The organism is Pseudomonas sp. NPDC087598, assembly GCF_044743525.1.
Lineage (GTDB): Bacteria > Pseudomonadota > Gammaproteobacteria > Pseudomonadales > Pseudomonadaceae > Aquipseudomonas.
Genome location: NZ_JBIUWQ010000050.1, coordinates 36974 through 47880, shown reverse-complemented (window position 1 = coordinate 47880; position 10907 = coordinate 36974). Strand labels below are relative to the sequence as shown.

8 protein-coding genes are annotated in these 10907 nt (G+C 60.3%); all 8 read left to right on the top strand.

Going from position 1 to position 10907, the window contains the following annotated elements; genetic code table 11:
- Positions 1 to 376: 376 nt before the first annotated feature.
- The 8 genes from glnE to ACIOWE_RS22930 all read left to right on the top strand — a co-directional run bounded on the left by glnE (position 377) and on the right by ACIOWE_RS22930 (position 10737).
- Positions 377 to 3316: a bifunctional [glutamate--ammonia ligase]-adenylyl-L-tyrosine phosphorylase/[glutamate--ammonia-ligase] adenylyltransferase gene (gene glnE / locus ACIOWE_RS22965; protein ID WP_401396199.1), complete on the top strand. Its 2940-nt coding sequence runs from the start codon at positions 377 to 379 to the stop codon at positions 3314 to 3316.
- Between the two features lie 462 nt (positions 3317 to 3778).
- Entirely contained in the window at positions 3779 to 4813 is a 1035-nt protein-coding gene (gene waaF / locus ACIOWE_RS22960) for a lipopolysaccharide heptosyltransferase II (protein ID WP_401396196.1), read from the top strand.
- 1 nt (position 4814) lies between these two features.
- Positions 4815 to 5876, top strand: a complete 1062-nt coding sequence (gene waaC, locus ACIOWE_RS22955; RefSeq protein WP_401396194.1) for a lipopolysaccharide heptosyltransferase I — start codon at positions 4815 to 4817, stop codon at positions 5874 to 5876.
- A complete protein-coding gene (locus tag ACIOWE_RS22950; protein WP_401396191.1) occupies positions 5876 to 6997 on the top strand; it encodes a glycosyltransferase family 4 protein in 1122 nt (373 codons plus the stop codon). The genes waaC and ACIOWE_RS22950 overlap by 1 nt, the downstream gene beginning before the upstream one ends.
- Positions 6997 to 7803 carry a lipopolysaccharide core heptose(I) kinase RfaP gene (gene rfaP, locus ACIOWE_RS22945; protein WP_401396188.1) on the top strand — a complete coding sequence of 269 codons (807 nt, stop codon included), beginning with the start codon at positions 6997 to 6999 and terminating at the stop codon, positions 7801 to 7803. Before ACIOWE_RS22950 ends, rfaP begins: the two co-directional genes overlap by 1 nt.
- The gene (locus tag ACIOWE_RS22940) at positions 7803 to 8537 is read left to right on the top strand and encodes a lipopolysaccharide kinase InaA family protein (RefSeq protein ID WP_401396186.1); all 735 of its coding nucleotides are present in this window, start codon (positions 7803 to 7805) and stop codon (positions 8535 to 8537) included. The genes rfaP and ACIOWE_RS22940 overlap by 1 nt, the downstream gene beginning before the upstream one ends.
- Positions 8534 to 9286, top strand: coding sequence for a lipopolysaccharide kinase InaA family protein (locus ACIOWE_RS22935; protein ID WP_401396184.1), 753 nt, complete (start codon positions 8534 to 8536; stop codon positions 9284 to 9286). Before ACIOWE_RS22940 ends, ACIOWE_RS22935 begins: the two co-directional genes overlap by 4 nt.
- Entirely contained in the window at positions 9286 to 10737 is a 1452-nt protein-coding gene (locus ACIOWE_RS22930; protein ID WP_401396181.1) for a lipopolysaccharide kinase InaA family protein, read from the top strand. Before ACIOWE_RS22935 ends, ACIOWE_RS22930 begins: the two co-directional genes overlap by 1 nt.
- Positions 10738 to 10907 lie beyond the last annotated feature (170 nt).

Genomic DNA, 10907 nt, shown 5'->3' with positions numbered 1-10907 from the left:
AAACAGAAGAAAGCATACCAGAATACCTTGAGTGACTTTACGACAGTCCTTGTCGGAAGACAATTAAAAATTCTTGGATTGCCGACAGGTTGTTCCGGCGGCGTGTAGTTTTACTACAAATCTTCCGGCATTTCAGCCTTTCGAATGTATAGACGAGTAGTAAAACTACAGATGAAAGGCTTGTGGCCTCTGACTGCGTTGTGAGAATAATCGTTAAGGTTGGTCGATTACCATTCGAAAAAGGTGAAAGTTTGATGCTGGGTGCTAAAGAAGAAGAAATTTCAGCTATTTCTAACTTTTGTTCGACAGTCCTTCACGTAGCGGGTTTTCATCATTCACTACATGCGGCCCTTTACACGCCGATCAAGGATAGACCATGACCCTGCCCGTGCTTGCCGAACTGCCTGCCATTCTCCTGCCGTTGGTCAGCCGATCCGAGCAGTCGTTCCGTACGGCCGTCGCCGCGCTTGAAGACGATCACGGCTTCTCCACCTGGACGCCAGAGCGCTGGGCGCAATTCGCCCGCGTCACCGCCGCCAGCGAGTTTGTCATTGAACAGAGCGTTCGTGACCCTTTGATGTTGCTGTCGCTGGTGCAGTCCGGCGAGCTGGACCGGCCGTTTGCAGCGGGTGAACTCTGCGCGCAGATTGCCGCTGTGGTGAACGCCGCCGAAAGCGAAGATGAACTCGGTCGCGTACTGCGCCGTCAGCGCACCCGGCATCAGGTGCGCATCATCTGGCGTGACCTGACCCGTCAGGCCGATCTGGTGCAGACCTGCCGCGACCTCTCGGACATGGCCGACGCGACCATCGACCAGGCCTATCAATGGCTGTACAGCCGCCATTGCCAACAGTTCGGCACGCCGACTGGCCGGCGCAGCGGCCTGCCACAGCAAATGGTTGTTCTCGGCATGGGCAAGCTTGGCGCGGTCGAGTTGAACCTGTCTTCCGACATCGATCTGATCTTCGCCTACCCCGAAGGCGGCGAAACCGTCGGCGTGAAACGTGCGCTGGATAATCAGGAATTCTTCATCCGCCTCGGTCAACGCCTGATCAAGGCTCTCGATCCGATGACCGTCGACGGCTTTGTGTTTCGCGTCGACATGCGCTTGCGGCCGTACGGCTCGTCCGGCGCGCTGGTGCTGAGCTTCAATGCGCTGGAGCAGTATTACCAGGATCAGGGCCGAGACTGGGAACGCTACGCGATGATCAAGTCGCGGGTGGTGGCCGGCGATCAGGTTGCTGGCGCGCAATTGCAGGAGATGCTGCGCCCGTTCGTCTATCGGCGTTACCTGGACTTCTCGGCCATCGAAGCGCTGCGCACCATGAAGCAACTGATCCAGCAGGAAGTCCGCCGTAAAGGCATGGCCGACAACATCAAGCTCGGCTCCGGAGGCATCCGCGAAGTCGAGTTTATTGCCCAGGCTTTTCAGTTGATCCACGGCGGGCGCGACTTGAGCCTGCAGCAGCGCCCTCTATTAAAGGTGTTGAGCACGCTGGAAGGGCAGGGTTATCTGCCGCCGGCGGTGATCAGCGAGTTGCGCGAAGGCTACGAATTTCTTCGTTACACCGAACACGCGATTCAGGCCATAGCCGATCGCCAGACCCAAATGCTCCCGGACGGCGCTCAGGATCAGGCGCGCATCGCCTTCATGCTCGGTTTCGCCGACTGGGAAGCTTTCCACGAAAAACTGATGTTCTGGCGCGGCCGCGTGGCCTGGCACTTTGCGCAGGTGATCGCCGATCCCGATGAGGACGAAGGCACCGAAAGCGAAGTGGTGGTCGGCGGTGAGTGGCTGCCGCTGTGGGAAGAGGCGCAGGACGAAGAGGCTGCATGCCGGCAGTTGGAGGAGGGCGGCTTTGCCGACGCGCCCAAGGCCTTAAGAGCACTGGCCGGTTTGCGCAACAGTCCGCAGTTGCGCGCGATGCAGCGTTTGGGCCGTGAACGTCTCGATGCGTTTATCCCGCGCCTGCTTGCGCAAGCGGTCGAGCATGACAACCCGGATCTGGTTCTTGAACGGGTGTTGCCGCTGGTTGAGGCGGTCGCCCGGCGTTCGGCTTATTTAGTCTTGTTGACGGAAAACCCCGGAGCGCTGCGCCGTTTGTTGACGCTGTGCGCGGCGAGCCCGTGGATCGCCGAACAAATCACCCGTTTTCCGCTGCTGCTCGACGAATTGCTTAACGAAGGGCGTCTGTTCAAGCCGCCATTGGCGCCGGAACTCGCTGCCGAATTGCGCGAGCGCCTGACGCGGATTCCCGAGGACGACCTCGAACAACAAATGGAGGCTCTGCGCCATTTCAAACTGGCGCACCGCTTGCGCGTCGCCGCTTCGGAAATCGCCGGCAGTCTGCCGTTGATGAAGGTCAGCGATTACCTGACCTGGCTGGCCGAGGCGATTCTCGAACAGGTGCTGGCCCTGGCCTGGCGCCAGACCGTCGCCAAATACGGCACGCCGCTGCGCACCGACGGCACCTTGTGCGATCCCGGCTTCATCATTGTCGGTTACGGCAAAGTTGGCGGGATCGAGTTGGGGCATGGTTCGGATCTGGATCTGGTGTTTATCCACGACGGTGATCCGCAGGCGGAAACCGACGGGGCGAAGCCGATTGATGGCGCGCAGTTTTTCACCCGGCTGGGGCAGCGGATCATTCACTTGCTGACCGCGCAGACCAACTCCGGCCAGCTCTATGAAGTGGATATGCGCCTGCGGCCGTCCGGTGCATCGGGGTTGCTGGTCAGCTCGCTCGGTGCATTCGCCCGCTATCAAGAAAATGAAGCATGGACGTGGGAGCATCAGGCGCTGGTGCGTGCGCGGGTGCTGGTCGGCAGCCAGGATGTTGGTCAGGCGTTCGAGAAAGTCCGCGCTCAGGTATTGGGCAAGGCGCGGGATCTGGCCAAGCTGCAACAGGAAGTCAGCGAGATGCGCGCGAAGATGCGCGACAACCTCGGCAGCAAGAGCACTGCGGCGGGTACGGCGGCAAATGCCTTCGACGCCACGGCGCCGTTCGATCTCAAGCAGGACGCCGGAGGTATCGTCGATATTGAATTTATGGTGCAATACGCGGCTCTGGCGTGGTCGCCAAGCCACCCGCCGTTGCTGCGCTGGACCGATAACATCCGCATTCTGGAAGAGCTGGAACACGAAGGGCTGATGCCTGCCGAAGATGCCAGTCTGTTGCGCGAGGCCTATAAAGCCTACCGCTCCGCCGCCCACCGGCAGGCCTTGCAGAAGGACGCCGGGGTGATTGCAGGCGACCAGTTTGTCGAAGAACGGCGACAGGTTTTGCGGATCTGGAAGGAGTTGGGGCTAAGCTGATCCACAGATTTGTGGCTGATGCGAAGCCCTGTAGGAGTGAGCCTGCTCGCGATAGCGGAGTATCAGACAACATCAATGTTGGATGAACGGCCCCATCGCGAGCAGGCTCACTCCTACAAGTAGATCTGCGTTGAGTCGCAGATGTTGGACCGAATGCAAAACCCTGTAGGAGCGAGCTTGCCCGCGATAGCGGAGTATCAGACAACATCAATGTTGAAGAACGACCCCATCGCGAGCAGGCTCACTCCTACAGTAGATCTGCGCTGAGTCGCAGATGTTGGGCCGAATGCAAAACCCTGTGGGAGCTGGCTTGCCAGCGATAGCGGAGTATCAGACGACAATAATGTTGAATGTGAAAACCCCATCGCGAGCAAGCCCGCTCCCGCAGTAGATCTACAGTGTTTGTAGAATTCTCGAGGCGGGGAGGCGTAAATGCCTCCCCGGTTCGTTTTTGGAAACCACATGAATATTCTGATCGTTGGGCCCAGTTGGGTCGGTGACATGGTGATGGCGCAGACACTGTTTCAGTGTCTCAAGCAACGCCACCCGCAATGCGAAATCGACGTGTTGGCCCCCGAGTGGAGTCGGCCGATCCTTGAGCGCATGCCTGAAGTGCGCAAGGCCTTGAGCTTTCCGCTCGGCCATGGCGCGCTGGAATTGGCGACCCGTCGACGCATCGGCAAGTCCCTGCGTGGCCAGTACGACCAGGCGATCCTGTTGCCTAACTCGCTGAAGTCGGCGCTGGTGCCGTTCTTTGCCGGCATCCCGAAACGCACGGGCTGGCGCGGCGAATTCCGCTACGGTCTGCTCAACGACGTGCGCACCCTCGACAAAGAGCGTTATCCGCTGATGATCGAGCGGTTCATGGCTCTGGCTTACGAGCCGAACGCCGAGCTGCCGAAACCCTATCCGCGCCCGAGCCTGCAAATCGACCCGATCACCCGCGAGGCCGCGCTGGCCAAGTTCGGCCTGACCCTCGATCGCCCGGTGTTGGCCCTGTGCCCCGGCGCCGAGTTCGGTGAATCCAAGCGCTGGCCGTCCGAGCATTACGCCAAAGTCGCCGAAGCGCGCATCCGCGAAGGCTGGCAGGTCTGGCTGTTCGGTTCGAAGAACGATCACGCGGTGGGCGAAGACATCCGCGCGCGCCTGATTCCTGGTCTGCGTGAAGAGTCGGTCAACCTCAGCGGCGGCACTTCGTTGGCCGAAGCCATCGACCTGATGTCCTGCGCCGATTCCGTCGTCTCCAACGACTCCGGCCTGATGCACGTCGCCGCTGCGCTGAACCGCCCGTTGGTGGCGGTGTACGGCTCGACTTCGCCGGGTTTCACGCCGCCGTTGGCCGAACACGTCGAAGTCGTGCGTCTGGGCCTCGATTGCAGCCCGTGCTTCGACCGAACCTGTCGCTTCGGCCATTACAACTGCCTGCGCCAGCTGATGCCGGACGCGGTCAACGATGCCTTGCAGAAATTGCAGGGCTCTGTGGTCGAGGTTCATTAAGTTGCGGGTATTGCTGATCAAGACTTCATCGCTGGGCGACGTGATTCACGCGTTGCCGGCGCTGACCGACGCGGCCCGGGCGATCCCAGGGATCAAGTTCGACTGGGTGGTGGAAGAAGGCTTCGCCGAGATTCCGACCTGGCACCCGGCCGTCGACAAAGTGATTCCGGTGGCGATCCGTCGCTGGCGCAAAAACCTCTGGCAAACCATCACCAGCGGCGAGTGGAAACGCTTCAAACAAAGCGTTCGCACCAATAAATACGACTTGGTGATCGACGCCCAGGGGCTGCTGAAAAGCGCTTGGCTGACCCGTTACGTCAAAGCCCCGGTGGCCGGCCTCGACAAGGGCTCCGCCCGCGAACCGATGGCGGCGCGTTTCTACGACCGCAAACTGGCCGTGGCCCGTGGTCAGCACGCTGTCGAACGCGTGCGTCAGTTGTTCGCCATTGCGCTGGGTTACGACCTGCCGAAAGGTCTGGGCGACTACGGTCTCAATGTCGAGCGTCTGGTTGAATTGCCGCGCAAGAACGCCTTTGTGGTGTTCCTGCATGGCACCACGTGGGACACCAAACACTGGCCGGAAAGCTACTGGCGCGAACTGACCGAGCGCGTCGGATACCTCGGCGTCGGCGTCAAACTGCCGTGGGGCAATCCGCAAGAGAAGGCTCGCGCCGAGCGTATCGCCGCAGGCTTCAAACACGCCGAAGTCTTGCCGAAACTGAATCTGGCTGGCGTCGGCAAAGTCCTTGCCGGCGCGCAGGCCTGCGTGGCGGTGGATACCGGTCTCGGCCACTTGGCCGCCGCGCTGGATGTGCCGACCATTTCGCTGTTCGGCCCGACCAACCCGGGCCTGACTGGCGCTTACGGCAAACTGCAGATTCATCTGGCCAGCGACTTCCCGTGCGCGCCTTGCCTGCAAAAGAAATGTACCTATCAACCGACCGCGCAGGATGCCCGTCAGTTTGACCTGAAGCGTGAACAGCCCCTGTGCTTCACGCGTCTGAACCCCGAGCGTGTCGCCAGCCGACTGAGCACGTTGTTAATGGCTGAGGAGCTGCGCTGATGCAATTGGCATTCGTCCTGTACAAATATTTCCCGTTCGGTGGCTTGCAGCGCGACTTCATGCGCATCGCCCTCGAATGCCAGAAGCGCGGCCACCAGGTCCGCGTTTACACACTGATCTGGGAAGGTGACGTACCGCCCGGTTTCGAAGTGCTGGTGGCACCGGTCAAGGCGTTCTTCAATCATCGTCGCAATGAAAAACTCAGCGCGTGGATGGCAGCGGATCTGGCCAGGCGTCCGGTGGATCGCCTGATCGGCTTCAACAAGATGCCGGGGCTGGACGTCTACTACGCCGCCGACGGTTGCTTCGAAGACAAGGCGCAAAACCTGCGCCACTCGCTGTACCGTCGCTGGGGCCGCTATCGCCACTTCGCCGAATATGAGCGCGCGGTGTTCGCCAAAGACGCGAAAACCGAAGTGCTGATGATTTCCGAAGTGCAGCAGCCGCTGTTCATCAAACATTACGACACCCCGTTGGAGCGCTTCCACCTGCTGCCGCCAGGCATTGCCCAGGACCGTCGCCGCCCGGCGGATGCCGATGAAATTCGCGCCGGTTTCCGCGCCGAATTCAACCTCAAGGACGATGATCTGCTGCTGGTGCAGATCGGCTCCGGGTTCAAGACCAAAGGCGTTGATCGCAGCCTGAAAGCGCTGGCGGCACTGCCTGCGGATTTGAAGAAACGCACCCGGCTGTTTGTAATCGGCCAGGATGACCCCAAATTGTTCCAGATGCAGAGCGCGACTTTGGGTTTGGGCGACAACGTAACGTTCCTCAAGGGCCGCAGCGATATTCCGCGGTTCCTGCTCGGCGCCGACCTGTTGATCCACCCGGCCTACAACGAAAACACCGGTACGGTGTTGCTCGAAGCCTTGGTCGCCGGTCTGCCGGTGCTGGTCAGCGCGGTCTGCGGTTACGCCCACTACATTGCCGAGGCGGATGCCGGGCGAGTGCTGGACGAGCCGTTTGATCAAGCGCAGCTGACGCAATACCTGACCGACATGTTGAAGGACGATGCCGCACGCGCGGCCTGGAGCCGCAACGGTCTGGCCTTCGCCGAGACGGCCGACCTTTACAGCATGCCGCAGCACGCGGCCGATGTGATTCTGGCGGAGCACGCTTAATGAAGTTGATGCTGGCTGAACCATTCAAGAGCCTTTGGGCCGGACGCGACCCGTTCGCCGAAGTCGAGGGCTTGCAGGGCGAGGTTTACCGCGAGCTGGAAGCCCGCCGGACGCTGCGTACGGAAGTCGATGGCAACGGTTTCTTCGTGAAGATTCACCGTGGCATCGGCTGGGGCGAAATCTTCAAGAACTTGCTGACCGCCAAGCTGCCGGTACTCGGTGCGGGTCAGGAGTGGAAAGCGATCCAGCGTTTGCAGGAAGTCGGCGTGCCGACCATGACCGCCGTGGCATATGGCGAAAAGGGCAGCAATCCGGCGGATCAGCATTCATTCATCGTCACCGAAGAACTGGCGCCGACCATCAGCCTTGAAGATTTCAGCATCGACTGGGTCAAGCAGCCGCCTGAGCCTACGCTCAAGCGCGCGCTGATTGCTGAGGTGGCGCGCATGACTGGCATGATGCACCGCGCCGGAGTCAACCACCGCGACTGCTACATCTGCCACTTTCTGCTGCACACCGACAAACCGGTCACGCCGCAGGATTTCAAGCTCTCGGTGATCGATCTGCACCGCGCCCAGACCCGCCCGAAGATCACTCAGCGCTGGCGCAACAAGGATTTGGCGGCGCTGTACTTTTCCGCGCTGGACATCGGTCTGACCCGTCGCGACAAACTACGATTCCTCAAAGGCTATTTCCAGCAACCGCTGCGCCAGATTCTGGCTGAAGAAGCGCCGCTGCTGAGCTGGCTGGAAGGTAAGGCCAACAAGCTCTATGCGCGCAAGCAGCGTTACGGGGATGCGCTCTGATGGCGGGTTGGACTCTTGAGCCGCAGTACAGCGATCTCGCCGAAGACTTCGGCAGCCTCGAAGCAGTGTTCGCCCTGCAAGGCGAGCGGCTGACCCGCGATCCGTTGTCCGAAGTCATTCGCGTGCAGCGCAACGGCATCAACTATTACGTCAAGCGCTACGTCGGTGCCGGCAAGGGCTTGCGCCGTTACCTCGGCAAGCCGCGAGTGAAGATGGAGTGGCAAAACCTCAAACGCTTCGCCAAGTGGGGCATTCCCACCGCTGAAGTGGTGGCCTGGGGCTTGGAGCGACGCGGCGCGGCGTACGATCGTGGGGCGATGATCACCCGAGAACTGCCGCATACCGAAGACCTTGCGGCTTTCGCCGAGCGTAAGGATCCCAAACTCAAGGATCGCGCCTGGGTCGATGGCATCAGCCGGCAGTTGGCGGGTTACACCCGAACGATGCATGATCAGCGCTTTACCCATAATGATCTGAAATGGCGCAACCTGTTGATCGACGATCAGGCGCGCGTGTTTCTCATCGATTGCCCCAACGGCGAGTTCTGGCGAGGCTTTTGGCTGAAGTATCGGATCACCAAGGATCTGGCCTGTCTCGACAAGCTTGCCAAATATCACCTGTCCAATACCCAGCGCCTGCGTTTCTATATGCAATACCGCCAGTGCGATCGGCTGAATGTGGCCGACAAGAAACGGATTCGGCACGTGGTGAGATTTTTCGAGGGACGTGAATGACTGATTTTCTGGCCGAAGAAGACCGTGCGCTGCTCGAGCGTCACGGTCTGGGCACTTTTGACGCGCTGTGGGCCAAACAGCTTGAGGCGGTGGACGAACCCAATACCGCCCGTGGCGGCTGGAGCAGCGTCTTTCGTCTGGATCTGGAAGGCCAGGGGTACTACCTCAAGCGCCAGAGCAATTACCTGACCCGCACCTTGCACGCGCCGTTTGGCGAGCCGAGCTTTGCTCGCGAGTTTCGCAATATCAGTCGCTATCGCAAGCTCGGCATCCCCGCGCTGCAAGCAGCATTTTTTGGCGAGCGCAAAGTCGATGGCGAGGTCAGGGCTATCCTGTTGACGCGCGCGCTGGATGGCTGGAGCGATCTGGAGTCGCTACTGGCTCGCTGGCCACAGCTCGGCCCTGCACAGCAATCGGCGATTCTCAAAGCTTGCGGGTTGCTTGCGCGGCGTCTGCATGGCGTGCGTCAGGTGCATGGCTGTTTCTATCCAAAACACATTTTTCTGCAGGCCAGCGGTGACGGGTATCAGGCGCAATTGATCGACCTGGAAAAAACCCGGCCACTGTTGTTCGGCATGCGTGACCGGATCAAGGATCTGGAGCCGCTGCAACGCCGGGCTCCGGAGTGGAGCGAGGCGCAGTTGCGTGAATTGCTCGCGGCTTATCTCGACCAGCCGACCGACAGCTCGTTGCTCGACAGCTGGCTCGCCCGGCTGACCGCGCGCCGTAGTCACAAGGAGACCCGCTGATGCAATTGTCCGAGCTGGCCGCTGCCGGGCGTACTCCGCAACTGCCACTGACAATAACGCTGGCCGATGCGGCCGGCACTGCCGACTTGCAGTTGCTGAGCCTGTTGCGTGTCTTGCCGGGGCAGCGCTACGTCGGTGCCGGCGTCTGGCGTGGGCGCCCGGTGCTGGCCAAATTGCTGGTCGGCAGCAAGGCGGCCCGGCACTTTCAGCGAGAGCTGGAGGGCGTGCGCTTGCTGGCGGCTCAAGGCCTGACGACTCCGATGTTGCTGGCTGATGGTCTGAAGAACGGTGAGGGCGGCTGGCTGTTGTTCGATTTTCTTGAGGGCGCTGAAAGCCTTGGCGACGCCTGGACGAAAGTCGAGGCGCTGCCGATGTTGGCGGATGAGCAATCCGCGGTGCTGGCCGAGGCGCTGGGTGCGATTGGCCAGTTGCACGGTAAAGGGCTTTGGCAGGAGGACCTGCACCTGGACAATCTGTTGCGTCACAGCGGACAGTTGTATTTGATCGACGGTGCGGGCATTTGTGTCGAAACCGCCGGACAGCCGTTGTCACGGCAGAAAGTCCTGGAAAATCTCGGTGTGTTTTTCGCCCAGTTACCCAAGGCGCTTGAACCGTTCACCGAAGAACTGCTGGTGTATTACTTGCTGAGTAACAGCGAGCACGCGCTGCCGCTGGAAGCCTTGCAGAAACAGATCGACAAGGTGCGCCGCTGGCGTCTGAAGGATTACCTGATCAAGGTCGGTCGCGAATGTACGCTGTTCAGCGTTCGGCGTGGTGCGTTTGGCCTTCAGGCAATCCGTCGTGAGGAAGAGACGGCGATGCTGCCGGTGCTGGAGCAGGCCGATCAGTTGCTGGACAAGGGGCATCTCTACAAGACCGGCGGCGCCGCGAGCGTCGGCAAGGTCGACGTGGAGGGGCGCGCGCTGGTGATCAAACGCTACAACATCAAGGGCTTCGCCCATTGGCTCAAGCGTTTCTGGCGCCCGAGTCGTGCCTGGCATTCGTGGCGTGAAGGCAATCGCCTGGCATTTCTCGGCATCGCCACGCCCAAGCCGTTGGCGGTGCTGGAAAAGCGCTTTTTGTGGCTGCGCAGCCGTGCGTATCTGGTCACCGAGTTCCTGTCGGGGCCGGACATCATCGAACGCTTTGCGCCGTACGTTGAAAATGGCGATGCGCCGGAAGCGGAGTTGCAGGCGCTGGATCAATTGTTTGCGCGGTTGATTGCCGAGCGCATCAGTCATGGCGACTTCAAGGGCCATAACCTGTTCTGGCAGAACGACCGCTGGGCGCTGATCGATCTCGATTCGATGTGCCAGCACAGCTCGGTGAACACCTTTTCAGGTGCTTATGCGCGGGATCGTGCGCGGTTCATGCGTAACTGGCCGCAGAGCAGCGCTCTGTACCAAGTAATCGATCAACGCTTGCCGAAAGATATCTTCAGCGCTGCCTGAATCCTTCAGATCCTCTGTAGGAGCTGTCGAGTGAAACGAGGCTGCGATCTTTTGATTCTGTTTTTCGAGATCAAAAGATCGCAGCGTGCCGCAGCTTCTACATGGATGCTGTGCGGCATTTAGCGATGAGAACTCCCTGCCTTGTAAATAGAGGACAAGATCCACTGAAT

Bases quoted from the DNA above. Each gene is read 5' to 3' on its own strand.
- ACIOWE_RS22935 (WP_401396184.1), top strand. From the start codon at position 8,534: ATGACTGATTTTCTGGCCGAAGAAGACCGTGCGCTGCTCGAGCGTCAC.
- ACIOWE_RS22950 (WP_401396191.1), top strand. From the start codon at position 5,876: ATGCAATTGGCATTCGTCCTGTACAAATATTTCCCGTTCGGTGGCTTG.
- waaF (WP_401396196.1), top strand. From the start codon at position 3,779: ATGAATATTCTGATCGTTGGGCCCAGTTGGGTCGGTGACATGGTGATG.
- ACIOWE_RS22940 (WP_401396186.1), top strand. From the start codon at position 7,803: ATGGCGGGTTGGACTCTTGAGCCGCAGTACAGCGATCTCGCCGAAGAC.
- glnE (WP_401396199.1), top strand. From the start codon at position 377: ATGACCCTGCCCGTGCTTGCCGAACTGCCTGCCATTCTCCTGCCGTTG.
- ACIOWE_RS22930 (WP_401396181.1), top strand. From the start codon at position 9,286: ATGCAATTGTCCGAGCTGGCCGCTGCCGGGCGTACTCCGCAACTGCCA.
- rfaP (WP_401396188.1), top strand. From the start codon at position 6,997: ATGAAGTTGATGCTGGCTGAACCATTCAAGAGCCTTTGGGCCGGACGC.